Genomic DNA, 18,899 nt, shown 5'->3' with positions numbered 1-18,899 from the left:
GAGCCCACCTGACTAGGTGGGCTTTCTGCTGTACTATTTTCCAAAAATCTCTTTTAAGTCTGCGTCTGTAATCCCAATCATGGCTGGGATGCTAGACCAGTTTTCCTCAGTTAGGATGTAGGATTGTTCAGTTTCTGTTGAGGTAGCAGTATCGGTTGCAAGTTGGTTGGTTTCCTCGGCGTTTTCCATCAAGTCAGCGAAACGTTCAATCAGATAGGTCTTGCGGGCAGTTCCGATATGGTTAACTGCATAGTCAAAGGCCTGTAATTCGCCAAGAAGGATGAGTTTGCTCTTGGCCCGTGTGATAGCTGTGTAGATGAGATTGCGCTCCAGCATGCGCTTGCTGGAACTGGTGATGGGAAGGATGACAACGGGAAACTCACTTCCCTGCGACTTATGAATACTCATGGCATAGGCCAGACGAATCTTGTACCATTCGTTTCGAGGATAGATGACCTCATTGCCATCAAAATCAATGACAATCTCGTCTTGTTTGGACTCGGTGTATTTTCCAGGAATCAAATCTGTGATGTAGCCTAGGTCTCCGTTAAAGACATTGACTTCGGCGTCGTTGACTAGGTGAATGACCTTGTCCCCTGTTCGATAGTGACACTGAGTTGCTTCAAAGCTAACTTGCCCCTTTTGAAGAGGATTGAGCAGGTCTTGCATGAGTTGGTTGATGGCGTCAATACCAGCAGTTCCTCGATACATAGGCGCCAGCACCTGAATATCACGAGCTGAAATGCTACTTCTGAGGGCGGCACCGAGGATTTTCTCAATGGTAGCGGGGATATGGCCACTAGCGATTTCAAAGTAGGAACGGTCTGCTTTTTTCTGGGTAAAGTCGGCTGGCAAGATGCCTTGTCGAATCTGACTTGCCAAGGTAACGATAGTTGATTCTTCGCTCTGACGGTAAATCCGTTCCAAGCGAGTCTGCGGAATCAGTTGAATCTGGAGTAGGTCAGCTAAGACTTGTCCAGGACTGACAGAAGGTAACTGGTCGCTATCACCCACGATGAGAATTTTACTATTTGAGGAGATATTGGAGAAGAGTTGGTTAGCTAGCCAAGTGTCCACCATAGAAAACTCATCCACGATGATGAAGTCGGCATCCAGATAATCTTCCAGATGGCTGGTATCATCATCACCCGTCATTCCCAAATGGCGGTGGATGGTAGCACTTGGCAAACCTGTCAATTCATTCATGCGCCGAGCCGCTCGACCAGTTGGTGCAGCGAGAAGAATAGGTAAGTTGCTTTTTTTTCTGAGATCGAGTCCTTCTAAGAGGGCATAAACAGCGATAATCCCATTGATAACAGTCGTCTTACCAGTACCAGGTCCACCTGTCAGGATAAAGACCTTGTTCTGGATGGCGTCGCAGATAGCCTGCTTTTGGATGCTATCGTATTGGATACCCAGTTCTTCCTCAACACTAGCGATATGCTTTTGAATGGCTTCCAAATCATGACTCTTTTGCTTTCCTTTTTCGAGGATACGAACCAAGTTATTGCGGATGCCTTCTTCGGCGAAAAAGAGGCTGTTATCAAAGATTTTGGTATCAATCTGCTGAACCTTATCTTCTTCGATCAGATGAGATAATTCCTGAGCAACTTGGCTGGGATCGAGTTCCACGGGACGGGAAGACTCTAGGAGAGTCAGGGTTTGTTCCAGCAAATCTCGGGCTTCCATATAGGTATCGCCCGTATCCATACAGCCTTGAAAGAGACTGTGGACAAGGCCAGCGCGGAAGCGCTCAGGAGCTTGACTTTCGATGCCTAGTTCGGCAGCTAATTGGTCAGCAATGGTAAAGCCCAAACCCTTGATATCCTCAACCAGTTGATAGGGATAATTTTCAACCACATCAAGAGTTTCTTCCTTGTAAAAGTCTTGAATCTGAAAGGCTAGTTTATTGGGAATGCCGTAGTTGGCAAGTTTAGCCAAAACCATTTCTGTCCCATAGTTGAGACGGAGGGTGGAAACAAAAGCCTCACGGTTTTTGACAGAGAGTCCTGCAATACTTTCTAGCTTTTCAGGATGTTCCAGAATTTCGTCAATGGTATTGTCACCATAGCTATCGACGATTTTCTGAGCAGTTTTGAGGCCAATTCCCTTGAAATGGCTACTGGAAAAATATTTGACTAGCCCTTTTCTAGTTGGTTTTGCCCGTTCATAACGGCTGATCTGAAGCTGTTCCCCATACTTGGAGTGCTGAACGATTTGCCCCCAAAAAGTGTAGTCTTCCCCTTCAATCACGTCCGCCATGGTTCCTGTAACGATGATTTCAAAATCATCGAAGTCCTCCGCATTGGTATCTTCGATATCTAGGAGGAGAATACGATAAAAATTACTGGGATTTTCAAAAATAATGCGTTCAATGGTGCCTGAAAAATAAACTTCCATAGGTTTCCTTTACATGAGTTCGTGAGAATTGGCCCCTTAGCTTCTTCAACAAGCTAGGAGGCTAAAAGGTCTTTTTCTCGCAATAGAAAAAGAGACTGAGACTTAGCATTCTCGGCCTCTTCCTTATCTTAAAAAGTTCCGATACGGTTAAGTGGCCAGAAACGGAATTTTGCTTCGCCCTTGATATCGCTGGCCTTGAAGGTACCAACATGGCGGCTGTCGCTAGAGACTAGACGATCGTCACCAAGGAGAAGGTACTCACCTTGAGGGACAGTAAAGCTGAAGCTGGTATTGGAATTGACATCAACTGTAAAGGCCTGCGCCTTTTGAGCAAGTTCTCTAAAGTAAACTCCCTTATTGCCTTCAAATCCTTTTCCAGTATAGGTGTTTTGCAACTTTTCTGTTTTGAACAAGTTGAGGTATTCAGCTAGGTAGGGTTCATCCGTTTCTTCACCGTTGATAAAGAGTTTGTCATTTTCATAGCGGATGGTATCTCCAGGCATACCGATGACCCTTTTGACAATGTCTTTATTTCCGTCTTCCTCATGCGCAACCACGATATCGAAACGGTCAATTGGGAGATGTTTGACAACGAAGAGAACCTCTCCGTCGGCTAGGGTAGGATCCATAGAGTGCCCTTCCACACGGACATTGCTCCAAAGGAAGATACGGCTAAGGCCGACCAGCGCGATAATCAGGAAGAAAACTCCCCATTCTTTTAGAAATGTTTTAAACGAATTCATAACTCACCTTTCTAGAAGTGCTTTGGCTTTTTCAGTATTTTTAAAATGCAGTTTGGCGCAGAAATGAAGTCCCTTCATGCCATAGGCTTGAAGGATTTTGCTAGCAACCTTATCAGATGCAGTTCCAGCGCCACTTGGCAGTTGATAGCCTAGTTCCCGTCCAAGATTTTCCAAGTTTTCGAGGAAGAGATCTCGCGCGATGATAGAGCTAACTGCAACAGCCAGGTATTTGCCCTCGGCTTTTTCTTCTAAGCTAATTTTGTTTGGAAAACGGTTGGCTTCTTGCGCCAAGTACTTGTCATAGTTTTTAGGGCTTGTAAAAGCATCAATCACGATTTTTTCTGGCTGGACTCCTTTTTGAAGCAGGAGAAAGATAGCCTGGTTGTGAAGGGCAACCTTTACAGAAACAGCATTGTAGCGCTCTCCGATAACTTCGTTGTACTTGCTCGGTGAAAGGAGGAGCGCTTGGTGCTGGACCTTTTCTTTAAGGATAGGGGCAATCTGACGAATCTTTTGGTCTGTCAGAGTCTTGGAATCCCCCACACCGAGTTTTCGCAAGAAGTCGTGCTGGTCCGGTGTCACAAAGGAAGCTACGACAGCTAGCCCACCAAAGTAGGAACCATTTCCCACCTCATCGGTTCCAATTATAGGAAAATCTTGTCCACTGTTTTCTTGTTGAACTTGGTAGCCAAAGAAACTGGCGTACTGCTCAGCAGCTTCGCCCTGCAGGAGGACTTTTCCAGAAGTATAGATGGAAACTGTTGCCTGAGGGAATCGCAAAAAAAAGCGAATATAGGGATTTTTACTAGGACTGAGAGCCTTCTGATACTGACTTAAAAAGCTCTGAATTTCCTGTTCACTTGGTGTGAGTGTGATACTTGCCATAGTCTCTATTGTACCACAAAAGCAGGAGAATTGGTAAAAACTGACAAAGTTAGCGAAATTTGGTATAATATCGTGAGGTGAATTTTATGGCAAATCTAAATCGATATAAGTTTACATTCGGGAAAAAGACATTAACCTTGACAACCGAGCATGACAACCTCTTTATGGAGGAAATTGCCAAGGTTGCGACTGAAAAATACCAAGCAATTAAAGAACAAATGCCTGGGGCGGATGATGAAACCATTGCGCTTCTTTTGGCGGTCAATTGTCTGTCTACACAGCTCAACCGTGAGATTGAATTTGATGACAAGGAGCAAGAGTTGTTAGAACTCCGCCACAAGTTGATTGCTGTCAAACAAGAACAGAGCAAGATTGAGGACTCCCTATGATTTCAATCCTACTCTTATTGGTTCTGGCTTGGGGCTTTTACATCGGCTACCGTAGAGGCTTGGTCCTGCAAGTTTATTATTTCCTCGTGGCAGTGATTTCAGCCTTTGTTGCGGGACAGTTTTATAAATCATTGGGAGATCACTTCCACTTACTTGTCCCTTATGCCAATCCTCAGGAAGGACAGGGCACCTTTTTCTTCCCTTCAGACCAGCTGTTTCACCTAGACAAGGTCTTTTATGCAGGCCTAGCCTACCTTTTAGTTTTCGGAATTTGTTATAGTATCGGACGTTTTATCGGTTTGTTCCTGCACTTGATTCCAACTAAAAAGCTCGATGTCAAATGGTTGCGTATCGGATCAGGCCTTTTATCTCTATTGGTAACCTTATTTGTCTTGCAAATGGCTCTGACCATTCTTGCAACAGTGCCTCTGGCAGTCATTCAAAATTCACTCGAAAAAAGTATAGTAGCCAAACATATCATCCAAAGTGTCCCTTTTACGACAAACCTTATCAAACAACTCTGGGTGACAAATTTAATCGGATAAAAAGGGCGGGATTTTTCCTAGCCCTTTGTTTACAGATTGGACGACTAGGGTCAGGTAAAGTCCAAAAACCTCTAGGCACTACAATCTTGTAAACAAGCATACAAGGAAAGAATATGAATACAAAAATACTAGAAACCTTAGAATTTAATAAAATCAAAGCCTTGTTTGAACCGCATCTCCTGACTGAGCAAGGCTTAGAGGAGCTAAAAGGCTTGGCTCCAACTGCCAAGGTGGATAAGATCAAACAAGCCTTTACAGAGATGGAGGAAATGCAAGCTCTATTTGTGGAGCAACCTCACTTTACCATCCTAGCGACGCGTGAGATATCAGCGGTTTGCAAGCGTCTGGAGATGGGGGCGGACCTCAATATTGAGGAGTTCCTGCTCCTCAAACGGGTCTTGCTGGCTAGCAGAGAGTTGCAAAGTTTTTATGCCAATCTTGAAAATGTACGCTTGGAGCAGTTGGCGAGATGGTTTGAAAAACTACATGATTTTCCACACTTGCAAGGGAGTCTTCAATCCCTAAATGATGCAGGATTTATCGAAAATTTCGCCAGTGAAGAGCTAGCACGCATCCGTCGGAAAATCCATGATAGCGAGAGTCAAGTTCGAGATGTCTTGCAAGACTTACTCAAGCAAAAAGCGCAGATGTTGACGGAAGGTATAATCGCTAGCAGAAATGGCCGTCAAGTTTTACCAGTAAAGAACACCTATCGCAATAAGATTGCAGGTGTTGTCCATGACATCTCTGCCAGTGGGAATACGGTCTATATCGAGCCACGTGAGGTGGTCAAGCTGAGCGAAGAAATCGCTAGTCTGCGAGCAGACGAACGCTATGAGATGATTCGCATCCTGCAGGAGCTCTCAGAACGCGTCCGCCCTCATGCTGCTGAGATTGCTAATGACGCTTGGATCATCGGCCATTTAGACTTAATTCGTGCCAAGGTACGTTTCATCCAAGAAATGCAAGCAGTTGTTCCTCAACTTTCAGAGAATCAAGAGATTCAACTCCTTCATGTTCGCCATCCTTTGGTCAAAAATGCAGTGGCAAACGATGTACATTTTGGTAAGGAATTAACGGCCATTGTCATTACAGGTCCCAATACTGGTGGGAAGACCATCATGCTCAAAACCCTGGGCTTGACTCAACTCATGGCCCAATCTGGCTTGCCCATTCTAGCTGATAAGGGAAGCCGTGTCGGTATTTTCGAGGAAATCTTCGCAGATATTGGGGATGAGCAGTCTATCGAGCAAAGCTTGTCTACCTTCTCCAGCCACATGACTAATATCGTAGATATTCTTGGCAAGGTCAACCAACATTCGCTCTTATTACTAGATGAGCTCGGGGCTGGTACCGATCCGCAGGAAGGTGCAGCCCTTGCTATGGCTATTTTGGAGGATCTTCGTCTCCGTCAGGTTAAGACCATGGCGACGACCCACTATCCTGAACTCAAGGCCTACGGTATTGAAACAGCCTTTGTGCAAAATGCCAGCATGGAGTTTGATACTGCGACTCTTCGTCCGACCTATCGCTTTATGCAGGGCGTTCCAGGGCGAAGCAATGCCTTTGAAATTGCCAAACGCCTGGGCTTGTCAGATGTCATCGTAGGGGATGCCAGTCAGCAGGTCAACCAAGATAATGACGTCAACCGTATCATTGAACAATTGGAAGAGCAAACGCTTGAAAGTCGCAAACGCTTGGACAATATCCGTGAGGTGGAGCAAGAAAACCTCAAGATGAACCGAGCGCTCAAAAAACTCTACAACGAGCTTAATCGTGAAAAGGAAACTGAGCTCAACAAGGCGCGTGAACAGGCTGCCGAGATTGTGGAACTCGCTCTAAGTGAGAGTGACCAGATTCTTAAGACCCTTCATAGTAAGTCTCAACTCAAACCCCATGAAATCATTGAAGCCAAGGCTAAACTGAAAAAACTAGCTCCTGAAAAAGTCGACTTATCTAAAAACAAGGTCCTTCAAAAAGCCAAGAAAAAACGAGCTCCAAAGGTGGGAGATGACATTGTGGTTCTCAGTTATGGTCAGCGTGGTACCCTGACCAATCAGCTTAAGGACGGCCGTTGGGAAGCCCAAGTTGGTTTGATCAAGATGACCTTGGAAGAGAAAGAATTTGATCTTGTTCAGGCTCAGCAAGAAGCCCCAGTCAAGAAAAAACAAGTCAATGTTGTGAAACGAGCATCTGGACGTGGTCCACAAGCCAGACTGGATCTCCGAGGAAAACGGTACGAAGAGGCTATGAATGAGCTGGACGTCTTTATCGACCAAGCCCTGCTTAATAATATGGCTCAGGTTGATATTATCCATGGTATCGGTACGGGAGTCATCCGTGAGGGCGTCACCAAATACCTACAAAGAAACAAGCATGTCAAGAGTTTTGGCTATGCCCCACAAAATGCTGGAGGCAGTGGTGCCACCATTGTGACCTTTAAAGGATAGAGAGAAGAAGGATTCGCTCTTTCTGAAAAAAGAAATGAAAAGTCAAAAATTTTCATAGAATATATTGACAAAGGCTAACTTTTCTTGTAAAATAATAAAAAATTAAATACCAACACCGAATGAAGTTTAATAGAAGTGGAGAAATGTTTGATTTTCCATGACTGTAAATGGACGGAACTCTGGAGAGACCGTAAAGGCACCGAAGGGGCAAGGCAGGCAACTGCTCAAACTCTCAGGTAAAAGGACAGAGCTAGGATAGACCGCTTTTAGGCATTTATCTAAGCATTCCAGAGTACATGTATCTTGCATGTGCTCTTTCTTTTGGGGTTGAAAAGATAGGAGAAGGATATGTTAGAATTGCTAAAAGCGCTTGATGCTTTCGTTTGGGGACCTCCCCTCTTACTGTTATTGGTCGGAACGGGAATCTACTTGACCATCCGACTAGGACTTTTACAGTTAGCTTGTCTCCCCAAGGCCTTTCAGTTGATCTTTACCAAGGACAAGGGACATGGCGATGTGTCGAGCTTTGCAGCTCTTTGTACAGCTCTAGCTGCCACCGTTGGTACGGGAAATATCATAGGAGTCGCGACGGCCATTAAGGTTGGGGGACCAGGGGCGCTCTTTTGGATGTGGATGGCAGCCTTTTTTGGGATGGCGACCAAGTATGCCGAAGGCTTGCTGGCTATCAAATACCGTAGCAAGGATGCAAACGGCGCTGTAGCTGGAGGGCCCATGCACTACATCCTTTTGGGGATGGGAGAAAAGTGGCGCCCCCTTGCTATCTTCTTTGCCCTAGCGGGTGTATTGGTTGCCCTTCTGGGGATTGGTACCTTTACCCAAGTCAATTCAATTACAGAATCCATTCAAAATACGGCTCAAGTGGAACCAGCTATCACGACTCTGATTTTATCCATTTTTGTAGGGATTGCAGTCTTTGGTGGCCTCAAATCCATATCAAAAGTTTCGACAGCAGTTGTTCCATTTATGGCTATTGTCTATATTTTGGGAACTCTTACAGTTATTCTCTTTAATATCGAGAAAATCCCAGCCACGCTTGCCCTCATCTTTACTTCAGCCTTTAGTCCAGCTGCTGCGGTAGGTGGTTTTGCAGGTGCCAGCATTCGGATGGCTATCCAAAATGGTGTGGCGCGAGGAGTCTTCTCTAACGAATCTGGTCTTGGTTCTGCTCCCATTGCGGCGGCTGCAGCTAAGACAAATGAGCCTGTCGAGCAAGGCTTGATTTCCATGACAGGAACCTTTATTGATACTTTGATTATCTGTACTTTGACTGGTTTAACAATCTTGGTAACTGGGGTTTGGAGTGGTGAATTGAATGGAGTTGCCTTGACCCAGTCAGCATTTTCTATGGTCTTTTCAGATTTTGGCTCAATTGTCCTAACAATCTTCTTGGTACTCTTTGCCTTTACGACAATCCTAGGTTGGAACTACTACGGAGAGCGCTGTTTTGAGTTTCTCTTTGGTGTTCGTTTTATCTGGCTTTACCGTGTAGTCTTTGTAGTCATGGTCTTGTTGGGAGGTTTTATCGAGTTGGATATGGTCTGGATTATTGCAGATATCGTCAATGCCTTGATGGCTCTACCAAACTTGATTGCCCTTTTGGTCTTGTCCCCAGTAGTTGTTGCTGAGACCAAAAAGTATTTTAAGCACTAACCCAATCACACTTTTAGTGTGATTTTTTTCATTTCATAGACATTTCCTATCAAGGCGATTGAAAATATATATTATCCAAGGGGGAAATTCTATGATAGACTAAATGACAATAAAATGAAAAGAGGTTTCTTATGACAACATTTACCATCCACACAGTAGAATCAGCACCAGCAGAAGTGAAAGAAGTCCTTGAAACAGTACAAAAAGACAACAATGGCTATATTCCCAATCTGATTGGTCTCTTGGCCAATGCTCCTACTGCTCTTGAAGCCTACCGAACTGTCGGAGCCATCAACCGTCGCAATAGCCTGACACCAGTGGAACGCGAAGTAGTGCAAATCACAGCTGCCGTAACCAATGGTTGTGCTTTCTGCGTCGCAGGTCATACTGCCTTTTCGATCAAACAAATCCAGATGAATGATGATCTTCTCCAAGCCCTCCGCAACCGTACTCCAATCGAGATAGATCTAAAACTAGATACTCTAGCTAAGTTTACCTTGGCGGTTATCAATACCAAAGGGCGTGTGGGAGATGAAGCCTTGACTGAATTTTTGGAAGCTGGCTACACGCAACAAAATGCCTTGGATGTGGTTCTCGGTGTTAGTCTTGCTAGCCTCTGCAACTATGCCAACAACCTAGCCAATACGCCTATTAACCCAGAATTGCAACCGTATGCTTAATTCATATCTGAGAAAAAATGAAGTCTGAAATAATCGAACTTCATTTTTTAAGTCCTTATTTAAGCGCCTTTATGCTATACTAATAATAACATGATTATTGGAGGCTCGGATGAAAAAGCTCCCCTTGGTATTCTCTGGCTGTTTATTAGGCTTAGCAGGTGCAGGAAATCTGATTGCAGATACTTGGCCTGTTCTGTCGCATTTATTGAGTCTGATTGGTCTAGTGTTGTGGAATTTCTTTCTGATTTTTCATCTGCTTAATTGGAAAGAAACCAAACAAGAATTGACCAAGCCCTCTCTTTTGTCAGGAATGGCCACCTTTCCCATGGCTGGGATGATTTTATCGACCTATGTCTTTCGTGTATTCCCTGCTTTTCCTATAGTAGCACAAGGAATCTGGTGGTTTTCCTTTCTCTTGGATTTGGCTTTGATTGCTACTTTTACCATCAAATTTGCCTGCCCAGGTCGGAAGACTAATGCGACTCCTAGCTGGACGGTGCTCTATGTGGGGATAGCAGTAGCAGCCTTGACCTATCCTCTGGTAGGTATCATTGAAATTGCCTATGCGACCTTGAGTTTTGGTTTTGTCTTGACCTTCTATCTCTATCCGCTTATTTATAGGGATTTAAAGAAAACTCCACTCCCAGCGGCCTTGCTTGGACAGGAAGGAATCTACTGTGCTCCCTTTTCTCTACTTCTGGCATCCCTAGTTCGAGTTGGAGGAGCAGGTTTACCGACTTGGCTCTTGATCGTCATGATTTTGGCATCTCAGTCCTTCTTTTTCTTTGTTTTAACTCGCTTGCCTAATATTTTAAAACAAGGCTTTCAACCAGCCTTCTCAGCCCTCACTTTTCCAACAATTATCACAGCTACTTCGCTCAAGATGGCTCAGGGAATTTTGAAACTTCCATTTCTGGATTATCTGGTGTTGTCTGAAACTGTTCTATGCCTAACTATTTTATTCTTTGTATTGGGTGCTTATCTGATTTGGTTACGAAAAAAGGTCTAGCTAGAAATAGCTAGGCCTTATTGTTATGGTTTGATAACTTCAGCTCCACCCATATATGGACGAAGAACTTCTGGAATGGTCACAGAACCATCTGCGTTTTGGTAGTTTTCAAGAATTGCAGCCACTGTACGTCCAACTGCAAGTCCAGAACCGTTCAAAGTGTGAAGGAGTTTTACCTTGCCATCGGCTTCATCTCGGTAACGGATTTGAGCACGACGGGCTTGGAAATCTTCTGTATTTGAACAGCTTGAGATTTCACGGTAGGTATTTTGGGCTGGAATCCAAACTTCCAAGTCGTAAGTTTTGGCAGCTGAGAAGCCCATGTCCCCAGTAGAGAGGGCAACGACACGGTATGGAAGGTTGAGTTTTTGAAGGATGTTTTCAGCGTTGGCTGTCATTTTTTCTAATTCTTCATAAGATTCTTCTGGTTTGGCAAATTTGACCATTTCAACCTTGTGGAATTGGTGCAGACGAATCAAACCACGAGTATCACGACCAGCAGAACCAGCCTCAGAACGGAATGATGGGCTCATAGCAGTGAAGTAGATTGGTAGGTCTTTTCCGTCAAGGATTTCATCGCGATAGTAGTTTGTCAAAGGCACTTCGGCGGTAGGAATAAGGACATAATTAGTGTCTTTCAATTCAAAAGTGTCTTCCTTGAATTTTGGATATTGACCAGTACCAAACATAGAATCATGGTTAACCATGTATGGTGTGATGACTTCAGTATAGCCCTCTTTTCCATGTTCATCCAACATAAAGTTGTAGATAGCACGTTCCAAACGAGCACCAAGCCCTTTATAGAAGAGGAAGCGAGCACCAGTAACTTTTGCTCCACGTTCCCAGTCAAGGATACCCAAGTCTTCACCAAGATCCCAGTGAGCTTTTGGTTCAAAGTCAAACTCGCGTGGAGTCCCCCAACGGCGAACTTCCACATTGTCATCTTCATCAGCCCCAACAGGAACGCTGTCAGCTGGGATGTTTGGAAGAGTAGTGGTAAATTCTGTCAATTTAGCATCAATGTCCGCCAATTCCGCATCCAAGGCTTTGACTTCAGCAGATAAGTTTTGCATCGCAGCAATCTTGTCATCGGCATTTTCCTTGTTGCGCTTGGCTTGGGCAATCTCAGCTGAAACTGTGTTGCGTTCTGCCTTGAGGTTTTCAACCTTGACCAAGATGTCACGACGTTTAGTATCGATTTCTTTCATCTCATTCAAGATAGCAGCATCTACACCACGTGTAGCTAATTTTTCAGCGACAACATCAAAATCTGTGCGAATACGTTTAATATCTAACATAAGAACTCCTTTATGAAAAAAACACACCTGACAAAGCGTTGGAGTGGCAGGGCCACGGTTCCATCCAACTTCACAGGTGTGCACTTGATTGTGTATGTAATTGTTACTAACGGTAGAATTTCACCTACCCCTCCTATCTGCTCGCAGCACCCGCAGACTTTCTGAAAGAAGGAGATAACCTACTTATCCGTTGCTATGATTATACTAAAGTTTCTACTTTTTTGCAAATAGATTTTTGAATTTTTGACCAATGGTTTGGAGTAAAGTAGGAAGTTTCACAACCTTGTCATTGCCAAGTTTTTGCCGAGCGATTTTGAGAATAGCTCCAGAGTCTTTGGAAGCAAAGAGGAATTTTCCTTGATCAGTGAAGACTTCAAAGTGGCGACTGATTTTGCGACCACTTACGTTGGCTCCGATTTGATTGACGCTAGACCAGGGGATTTGGATATATTGTTCGACATTGACATCAGGATAAAACTCTAAGGCTTGATCCCCAACTAGAAATTTTCCGACTTTTCCAGAGATGGAGAGATAGGATGTTCCAGTGGTTTGTAGGTCAATGACTTTATTGAGTGATTGGGCCATGATTAATCTTCCTTATTTTCATCGAAAAAGGCATGATAGAGAGCCTTGATAGCTGCCTTTTCTTGCTCTTTATTGACAACAAACATGATGGAAACTTCACTTGAGCCTTGGGACATCATCTGGATGTTGATCTTGTTTTCAGACAGAGCACGTGTTGCAGTAGCTGTTACACCAATGTGGCTCTTCATCTTTTCTCCGACAATCATAATGATTGAAAGGTCGTGTTCGATTTCAGCATGGTCCACTTCGGCTTTTTGAACTAACTGACGCAGAATTTCTTCCTCCTTGATAGGAGTCAATTCACGGGAACGAAGGATGATTGAAAGATCGTCGATACCTGTTGGCATATGTTCCCAACCAATGTTAAGATCTTCAAGGATCTGAAGAATCTTACGACCAAATCCAACCTCGCGGTTCATAAGGTATTTTGACATGTTGATGCTGACGAATCCAGAATCACCAGCGATTCCAACGACTGGGAATTTATCGCTACTGTGTTTCAGAACGATACGAGTTCCTGGATGATCAGGATTGTTGGTATTCTTGATGACAAGAGGGATTTTCCCGCGGTAGGCAGGTAGAAGGGCTTCATCATGAAGAACAGAAAATCCAGCGTAAGCCAATTCACGCATTTCACGGTAGGTTAATTCAGGAATGGAGTGTGGTTGATGAATAATACCAGGGTGGGCAGCAAAGATACCGTCTACGTCTGTAAAGTTTTCATAGAGATCAGCCTTGACTCCAGCTGCGATAATGGAACCAGTAATATCTGAACCTCCACGTGAGAAGGTACAGATTTGATTTTCCTTAGTTACGCCAAAGAAACCAGGGATGACAAGGACTTGGTTGCTATCAGCCAAGCCCTCAATCTTGTCATAACTAGATGGGATGATACGTGCGTTTCCTGGTTCACTTGTAACAATGATTCCAGCTTCTCTTGGATGAACATAGCGTGCGTCAATGCCGTTTTGGTTAAAGTAGGCTGCAATGAGTTTGGCATTGTTATTTTCTCCAGCCGCTAGGAAGGTATCATAGAGAAATTCATTGTCTTCTATAGGAAGAGTTACCAAGGCCCGAATGCTTTTAGAAATCTTTTCTAAAACGGCAGGTTTTAGGCCTAGTTCACTAACCATAGCGGCATAACGATCAATGATCCAGCTTTGGCTAGCGTTGATATCATTTCCCGCTACATAATCACGATAGTATTTGATCAAAGCGTCGGTAACCTTGGTATCCTCAGCATTGCGTTTTCCGGGTGCAGAAACGACTACAAAACGGCGTTCCTTATCACTTTTAACGATGTTTAAAACTTTTTCTAACTGACCAGCAGAGGCAAGAGAGCTTCCACCAAATTTTACAACCTTCATAAAGACTCCTCAAGTAAGTATTTTATACGATTATAGCAGAAAGAGGGGCATTTTTCAATGAAGAAAATAGCTCCCTATTACAATAGAAGTAAATGCTAACTTATTCTGAAAAGCGACAACAGTTTAAAAGTAAGAGAGTCAAATTTTACTCACACTCATAAATGATGGGTAAATAATCAGGTGAGACACTTTCCTTTAGTTTTTCCTTGCCTCTTTATCCAAAAAAAGGTATACTTTGAAAATAAAATAATTTCATTGTCTTACAAAAGAAAAGGAGAAGCTATGAATCATATCTTATATCAGATCGTAGATGATCTGGCTATTATTACTTTGAATCGTCCCGAAGTGGCAAATGGTTTCCATATCCCAATGTGTGAGGAGATTTTAGAAGCTTTGACCCTAGCAGAGCAGGATCAAGCTGTTCAGTTCATCTTGATTAATGCTAATGGGAAGGTTTTTTCAGTTGGGGGAGACTTGGTTGAGATGAAACGAGCAGTAGACGAAGATGATATCCCTTCTTTGAATAAGATTGCAGAATTAGTCAATACAATTTCTTTTAAAATCAAGCAAATTCCAAAACCTGTTTTGATGGAGGTAGATGGAGCGGTTGCTGGTGCTGCAGCAAATATGGCAGTAGCAGTCGATTTTTGTTTGGCGACTGACAAGGCAAAATTTATTCAAGCCTTTGTCGGAGTTGGCTTGGCGCCAGACGCTGGTGGGATTCATCTCTTGAGTCGTAGTATCGGGGTAACACGAGCTGCACAACTTGCCATGACAGGAGAAGCCTTAACTGCGGAAAAAGCGCAAGAATGGGGCGTGGTTTACCGTGTTTGTGAAGCTGATAAATTAGAAAAAACAAGAGAACAAGTTCTGAAAAAATTAAGACGAGGTTCAGCAAACTCATACGCAGCGATTAAAAAGTTAGTTTGGGAAAGTCAATTTAAAGATTGGCAAGATTATGCCGAATTGGAATTGAAACTACAAGAATCGTTATCTTTAACTGAAGATTTTAAAGAAGGGGTTCGAGCACATTCTGAAAGAAGAAGACCAAAATTTTCAGGAAAATAAAAAAATACTTGCACAAATCTTTGAAGTTTGTTATACCTTTTCTATCAAATGTTTTGATTGTGAAAGTTTTTTGAGGAGGAGGGAAAAAGTTTGGACTACCAACAAGAAAATGATTATTTAACATCTATTTTCAATAACGTCCTTGTGATTGAGGAGGTTAGCTTACGAGGTAGTCGATTCAAAGACATCTCCATCAAAGAAATGCACACGATTGATGTGATTGGGAAGTTCCCTGAGGCAACACCAAGTAAGGTTTCCAAAGAACTGATGGTGACCCTGGGAACAGTTACGACGAGCTTGAATAACCTAGAAAGAAAGGGTTACATTGAGCGTATTCGTTCTGACCAAGACCGTCGTGTGGTCTATCTGCATTTGACAAAGAAAGGTCGTTTGCTTCACCGCCTTCACAAACGATTCCACAAGGCTATGGTCGAAAAAATTATTGATGGCATGAGTCCCGAGGAAAAAGAAGTCATGGGCAGAGGCTTAACGAACCTTTATCAATTTTTGGAGGATTTGAAATAATGGCTTTTGCAAAGATAAGCCAGGTTGCTCATTATGTTCCAGAGCAAGTGGTCACTAATCATGACTTAGCCCAAATCATGGATACAAGCGATGAGTGGATTTCAAGTCGGACAGGAATTAAACAGAGACATATCTCAAAAACAGAGTCTACAAGTGACTTGGCGACAGAAGTTGCCAAGAGTTTGCTGGCTAAAGGGAGCTTAACAGCAGATCAGATTGATTTTATCATTGTAGCGACGATTACTCCCGACTCGATGATGCCTTCTACGGCGGCTCGGGTTCAGGCAAATATCGGAGCTCATAGAGCTTTCGCCTTTGATTTGACAGCAGCTTGCAGTGGCTTTGTATTCGCTCTCTCAACAGCTGAAAAGTTTTTAAGCTCTGGACAGTTCAAGAAAGGAATTGTTATCGGGGCTGAGACCTTATCCAAGGCAGTTGATTGGTCTGATCGTTCGACAGCTGTTCTCTTTGGAGATGGTGCTGGTGGGGTTCTCTTGGAAGCGAGTGAAACACGACACTTCCTCGTTGAAAGTCTCTATACAGATGGCTCTCGGAGCGAGTGTTTGACTTATGGTCAAACGGCTTTAACTTCGCCCTTCTCAGAACAAGAAGCAGTTCCTGCTTTTTTGAAGATGGATGGACGAGCAGTTTTCGATTTTGCAAATCGAGATGTTGCTAAATCAATCAAAGAGACCATTGAAAATGGTCCAATCGCAGCATCGGAATTGGATTATCTCTTGCTTCATCAGGCAAATATCCGTATTTTGGATAAGATGGCTAAGAAAATCGGTGTAGACCGAGACAAGCTTCCTGCCAATATGATGGAGTATGGAAATACCAGTGCTGCAAGCATCCCGATTTTGCTCTCAGAGTGTGTGGAGAATGGCATGATTCGTTTAGATAGTAGCCAGACGATTCTCCTATCAGGCTTCGGCGGAGGTTTGACATGGGGCACACTCATTCTTACAATCTAGGTAATCATGTGGTAAACACATAGTTATAAAATTTTATATTTTAAAGGAGTCCTATCATGGCAGTATTTGAAAAAGTACAAGAAATTATCGTTGAAGAACTTGGGAAAGACGCATCAGAAGTAACACTTGAATCTACTTTTGATGATTTGGATGCAGATTCATTGGACTTGTTCCAAGTAATCTCTGAAATCGAAGATGCTTTTGATATCCAAATCGAAGCAGAAGATAACTTGAAAACAGTTGGTGACTTGGTTGCCTACGTTGAAGAGCAAACAAAATAATTAACATATTACTAGAAGGAGTAGGGGAGACCCACTCCCTCTTGTTTAGGTAATAGTTTGAAATTCAAATGATAAACTTATCGAACTATTACGTAAGCAAGGAATGATGGAGGCACTATGAAAACACGTATTACAGAATTATTGAACATTGATTATCCTATTTTTCAAGGAGGAATGGCCTGGGTTGCTGATGGTGACTTGGCTGGTGCGGTATCAAAAGCTGGTGGTTTGGGGATCATCGGTGGTGGAAATGCACCCAAAGAGGTCGTAAAGGCTAATATCGATAAAATCAAATCACTTACGGATAAACCTTTTGGTGTCAACATCATGCTCTTGTCACCTTTTGTAGAAGACATCGTTGATCTCGTGATTGAAGAAGGGGTTAAGGTGGTTACAACTGGTGCTGGAAATCCAAGTAAATACATGAACCGTTTCCATGATGCAGGAATTACAGTGATTCCAGTTGTTCCTAGTGTTGCTTTGGCAAAACGCATGGAAAAAATTGGTGCGGATGCCGTCATTGCAGAAGGTATGGAAGCTGGTGGGCATATTGGGAAATTAACAACTATGACCTTGGTTCGTCAAGTTGCTGCAGCTGTTTCAATTCCAGTTATTGCTGCTGGTGGTATTGCAGATGGTGAAGGGGCAGCAGCTGGGTTTATGCTTGGCGCAGAAGCCGTTCAAGTAGGAACTCGTTTTGTAGTTGCCAGAGAATCTAATGCTCATCCAAATTATAAAGCTAAAATTTTAAAAGCTCGTGATATTGATACAACGATTTCAGCACAACATTTTGGACATGCAGTTCGTGCCATTAAAAACCAGTTGACTCGTGATTTTGAGCAGGCTGAAAAGGATGCCTTTAAACAAGAAAATCCAGATTTAGAAATCTTTGAGCAAATGGGTGCAGGAGCTTTAGCTAAAGCTGTTGTCCATGGTGATGTGGATGGCGGTTCAGTGATGGCCGGCCAAATTGCAGGTTTGATTTCTAAAGAAGAAACTGTTGAAGAAATCTTAAAAGATATCTACTACGGTGCAGCTGAAAAAATTCAAGAAGAAGCTGCTCGTTGGGCAGGAGTTACAAGAAATGACTAAAACAGCCTTTCTATTTGCGGGCCAAGGTGCTCAGTATATAGGGATGGGACGTGATCTCTATGACCACTATCCTATCGTCAAGGAAACAATTGACCAAGCTAGCCAAGTCTTAGGGTATGACCTCCGTGACTTGATTGACAATGATGAAGCAAAGTTAAATCAGACTCGTTACACGCAACCAGCTATTCTAGCTACATCCGTTGCTATTTACCGACTATTGAAAGAAAAGGGCTATCTGCCAGATATGGTTGCAGGCTTATCCCTTGGCGAATATTCGGCTCTTGTAGCAAGTGGTGCCTTGGACTTTGAGGATGCAGTTGCCTTGGTTGCTAAACGTGGTGCTTATATGGAAGAGGCTGCACCTGCAGGCTCTGGAAAGATGGTTGCCGTTCTTAATACTCCAGTTGAAGTGATTGAGGAAACTTGCAAAAATGCTTCTGAAGTTGGAGTAGTGACTCCAGCCAACTACAACACCCCAAGCCAGATTGTTATTGGTGGTGATGTGGCTGCGGTTGACCGTGCAGTTGAACTCTTGCAGGAAGCAGGAGCAAAACGATTGATTCCTTTAAATGTATCTGGTCCTTTCCATACAGCCCTTCTTGAGCCAGCCAGTCGGCAACTAGCTGGAGCTCTTGAGGAAGTGAGTTTCTCTGATTTTACTTGCCCACTAGTCGGCAATACGGAAGCTGCTGTTATGGAAAAAGATCGAATCCAAGAGCTTTTGACGCGTCAGGTCAAAGAACCTGTTCGTTTTTATGAAAGTATTGCTGTGATGCAGGATGCTGGGGTAAGCAACTTTATTGAAATTGGTCCTGGTAAGGTCCTATCAGGCTTTGTCAAAAAAATCGATAAAACAGCTCAGCTAGCTAATGTTGAAGACCAAGCAAGCTTGGATGCTTTGTTAGGAAACTAATGATCCCTTCTCCCACAAAATACA

Annotated in this window: 18 protein-coding genes and 1 riboswitch; of the genes, 12 read left to right on the top strand and 6 right to left on the bottom strand. The window is 43.4% G+C overall.

Translation table 11 applies throughout. The annotated features are described in order from the left end of the window. Positions 1 to 33 precede the first annotated feature (33 nt). The 3 genes from recD2 to rnhC all read right to left on the bottom strand — a co-directional run bounded on the left by recD2 (position 34) and on the right by rnhC (position 4,028). On the bottom strand, positions 34 to 2,400 hold the full coding sequence (gene recD2 / locus M9H69_RS08155; RefSeq protein ID WP_250315345.1) for an SF1B family DNA helicase RecD2: 2,367 nt from the start codon (positions 2,398 to 2,400) through the stop codon (positions 34 to 36). A gap of 128 nt (positions 2,401 to 2,528) precedes the next feature. Next, positions 2,529 to 3,143, bottom strand: a complete 615-nt coding sequence (lepB, locus tag M9H69_RS08150; protein ID WP_001083990.1) for a signal peptidase I — start codon at positions 3,141 to 3,143, stop codon at positions 2,529 to 2,531. A 3-nt stretch (positions 3,144 to 3,146) separates the two neighbouring features. After that, positions 3,147 to 4,028 (bottom strand): ribonuclease HIII, encoded by an 882-nt coding sequence (gene rnhC / locus M9H69_RS08145; protein ID WP_250315344.1) that lies wholly within the window; start codon positions 4,026 to 4,028, stop codon positions 3,147 to 3,149. 86 nt (positions 4,029 to 4,114) lie between these two features. Here rnhC and zapA point away from each other — a divergent pair, with 86 nt between their 5' ends. From zapA to M9H69_RS08115, 6 genes are all read left to right on the top strand, one after another. Then, positions 4,115 to 4,417, top strand: coding sequence for a cell division protein ZapA (zapA, locus tag M9H69_RS08140; RefSeq protein ID WP_000002028.1), 303 nt, complete (start codon positions 4,115 to 4,117; stop codon positions 4,415 to 4,417). Further along, positions 4,414 to 4,962 (top strand): CvpA family protein, encoded by a 549-nt coding sequence (locus tag M9H69_RS08135; RefSeq protein ID WP_000623538.1) that lies wholly within the window; start codon positions 4,414 to 4,416, stop codon positions 4,960 to 4,962. The genes zapA and M9H69_RS08135 overlap by 4 nt, the downstream gene beginning before the upstream one ends. Positions 4,963 to 5,075: 113 nt before the next feature. Then, complete coding sequence (locus M9H69_RS08130; protein ID WP_250315343.1) at positions 5,076 to 7,412, top strand: endonuclease MutS2; 2,337 nt, start codon at positions 5,076 to 5,078, stop codon at positions 7,410 to 7,412. A gap of 169 nt (positions 7,413 to 7,581) precedes the next feature. Continuing rightward, positions 7,582 to 7,670: riboswitch (glycine riboswitch) on the top strand. Positions 7,671 to 7,760: 90 nt separating this feature from the next. Next, complete coding sequence (locus M9H69_RS08125) at positions 7,761 to 9,083, top strand: alanine/glycine:cation symporter family protein (protein WP_061597993.1); 1,323 nt, start codon at positions 7,761 to 7,763, stop codon at positions 9,081 to 9,083. 131 nt (positions 9,084 to 9,214) lie between these two features. After that, complete coding sequence (locus M9H69_RS08120; protein WP_250315342.1) at positions 9,215 to 9,763, top strand: carboxymuconolactone decarboxylase family protein; 549 nt, start codon at positions 9,215 to 9,217, stop codon at positions 9,761 to 9,763. Positions 9,764 to 9,872: 109 nt separating this feature from the next. Beyond that, on the top strand, positions 9,873 to 10,772 hold the full coding sequence (locus tag M9H69_RS08115) for a TDT family transporter (protein ID WP_250315341.1): 900 nt from the start codon (positions 9,873 to 9,875) through the stop codon (positions 10,770 to 10,772). 23 nt (positions 10,773 to 10,795) lie between these two features. Here M9H69_RS08115 and serS read toward each other — a convergent pair whose 3' ends face one another. From serS to M9H69_RS08100, 3 genes are all read right to left on the bottom strand, one after another. Further along, positions 10,796 to 12,070: a serine--tRNA ligase gene (gene serS / locus M9H69_RS08110; RefSeq protein WP_250315340.1), complete on the bottom strand. Its 1,275-nt coding sequence runs from the start codon at positions 12,068 to 12,070 to the stop codon at positions 10,796 to 10,798. 213 nt (positions 12,071 to 12,283) lie between these two features. Beyond that, positions 12,284 to 12,655, bottom strand: coding sequence for a DUF956 family protein (locus M9H69_RS08105; protein ID WP_250315339.1), 372 nt, complete (start codon positions 12,653 to 12,655; stop codon positions 12,284 to 12,286). A 2-nt stretch (positions 12,656 to 12,657) separates the two neighbouring features. Next, positions 12,658 to 14,022 carry an aspartate kinase gene (locus tag M9H69_RS08100; protein ID WP_250315338.1) on the bottom strand — a complete coding sequence of 455 codons (1,365 nt, stop codon included), beginning with the start codon at positions 14,020 to 14,022 and terminating at the stop codon, positions 12,658 to 12,660. A gap of 282 nt (positions 14,023 to 14,304) precedes the next feature. On the opposite strand from M9H69_RS08100, the gene M9H69_RS08095 reads away from it, so the two are divergent. The 6 genes from M9H69_RS08095 to fabD all read left to right on the top strand — a co-directional run bounded on the left by M9H69_RS08095 (position 14,305) and on the right by fabD (position 18,875). Beyond that, on the top strand, positions 14,305 to 15,090 hold the full coding sequence (locus M9H69_RS08095) for an enoyl-CoA hydratase (protein ID WP_001015589.1): 786 nt from the start codon (positions 14,305 to 14,307) through the stop codon (positions 15,088 to 15,090). Between the two features lie 90 nt (positions 15,091 to 15,180). Continuing rightward, on the top strand, positions 15,181 to 15,615 hold the full coding sequence (gene fabT / locus M9H69_RS08090) for a fatty acid biosynthesis transcriptional regulator FabT (protein WP_250315337.1): 435 nt from the start codon (positions 15,181 to 15,183) through the stop codon (positions 15,613 to 15,615). Beyond that, positions 15,615 to 16,589: a beta-ketoacyl-ACP synthase III gene (locus M9H69_RS08085; RefSeq protein ID WP_061597987.1), complete on the top strand. Its 975-nt coding sequence runs from the start codon at positions 15,615 to 15,617 to the stop codon at positions 16,587 to 16,589. The genes fabT and M9H69_RS08085 overlap by 1 nt, the downstream gene beginning before the upstream one ends. A 56-nt stretch (positions 16,590 to 16,645) precedes the next feature. Next, positions 16,646 to 16,870 (top strand): acyl carrier protein, encoded by a 225-nt coding sequence (locus tag M9H69_RS08080; protein WP_000257840.1) that lies wholly within the window; start codon positions 16,646 to 16,648, stop codon positions 16,868 to 16,870. A gap of 117 nt (positions 16,871 to 16,987) precedes the next feature. Next, complete coding sequence (gene fabK / locus M9H69_RS08075; protein ID WP_061597986.1) at positions 16,988 to 17,962, top strand: enoyl-[acyl-carrier-protein] reductase FabK; 975 nt, start codon at positions 16,988 to 16,990, stop codon at positions 17,960 to 17,962. Then, a complete protein-coding gene (fabD, locus tag M9H69_RS08070; protein ID WP_084910680.1) occupies positions 17,955 to 18,875 on the top strand; it encodes an ACP S-malonyltransferase in 921 nt (306 codons plus the stop codon). The genes fabK and fabD overlap by 8 nt, the downstream gene beginning before the upstream one ends. Positions 18,876 to 18,899: the final 24 nt, after the last annotated feature.

Origin of the sequence: Streptococcus oralis (genome assembly GCF_023611505.1) — a bacterium.
Lineage (GTDB): Bacteria > Bacillota > Bacilli > Lactobacillales > Streptococcaceae > Streptococcus > Streptococcus oralis_CT.
This window is presented reverse-complemented; position numbering and strand designations above follow the sequence as displayed.

What these genes read in the sequence shown, in the direction of transcription:
- recD2 (WP_250315345.1), bottom strand. Translation starts at nt 2,400, where the DNA reads ATGGAAGTTTATTTTTCAGGCACCATTGAACGCATTATTTTTGAAAAT.
- lepB (WP_001083990.1), bottom strand. Translation starts at nt 3,143, where the DNA reads ATGAATTCGTTTAAAACATTTCTAAAAGAATGGGGAGTTTTCTTCCTG.
- rnhC (WP_250315344.1), bottom strand. Translation starts at nt 4,028, where the DNA reads ATGGCAAGTATCACACTCACACCAAGTGAACAGGAAATTCAGAGCTTT.
- zapA (WP_000002028.1), top strand. Translation starts at nt 4,115, where the DNA reads ATGGCAAATCTAAATCGATATAAGTTTACATTCGGGAAAAAGACATTA.
- M9H69_RS08135 (WP_000623538.1), top strand. Translation starts at nt 4,414, where the DNA reads ATGATTTCAATCCTACTCTTATTGGTTCTGGCTTGGGGCTTTTACATC.
- M9H69_RS08130 (WP_250315343.1), top strand. Translation starts at nt 5,076, where the DNA reads ATGAATACAAAAATACTAGAAACCTTAGAATTTAATAAAATCAAAGCC.
- M9H69_RS08125 (WP_061597993.1), top strand. Translation starts at nt 7,761, where the DNA reads ATGTTAGAATTGCTAAAAGCGCTTGATGCTTTCGTTTGGGGACCTCCC.
- M9H69_RS08120 (WP_250315342.1), top strand. Translation starts at nt 9,215, where the DNA reads ATGACAACATTTACCATCCACACAGTAGAATCAGCACCAGCAGAAGTG.
- M9H69_RS08115 (WP_250315341.1), top strand. Translation starts at nt 9,873, where the DNA reads ATGAAAAAGCTCCCCTTGGTATTCTCTGGCTGTTTATTAGGCTTAGCA.
- serS (WP_250315340.1), bottom strand. Translation starts at nt 12,070, where the DNA reads ATGTTAGATATTAAACGTATTCGCACAGATTTTGATGTTGTCGCTGAA.
- M9H69_RS08105 (WP_250315339.1), bottom strand. Translation starts at nt 12,655, where the DNA reads ATGGCCCAATCACTCAATAAAGTCATTGACCTACAAACCACTGGAACA.
- M9H69_RS08100 (WP_250315338.1), bottom strand. Translation starts at nt 14,022, where the DNA reads ATGAAGGTTGTAAAATTTGGTGGAAGCTCTCTTGCCTCTGCTGGTCAG.
- M9H69_RS08095 (WP_001015589.1), top strand. Translation starts at nt 14,305, where the DNA reads ATGAATCATATCTTATATCAGATCGTAGATGATCTGGCTATTATTACT.
- M9H69_RS08085 (WP_061597987.1), top strand. Translation starts at nt 15,615, where the DNA reads ATGGCTTTTGCAAAGATAAGCCAGGTTGCTCATTATGTTCCAGAGCAA.
- M9H69_RS08080 (WP_000257840.1), top strand. Translation starts at nt 16,646, where the DNA reads ATGGCAGTATTTGAAAAAGTACAAGAAATTATCGTTGAAGAACTTGGG.
- fabK (WP_061597986.1), top strand. Translation starts at nt 16,988, where the DNA reads ATGAAAACACGTATTACAGAATTATTGAACATTGATTATCCTATTTTT.
- fabD (WP_084910680.1), top strand. Translation starts at nt 17,955, where the DNA reads ATGACTAAAACAGCCTTTCTATTTGCGGGCCAAGGTGCTCAGTATATA.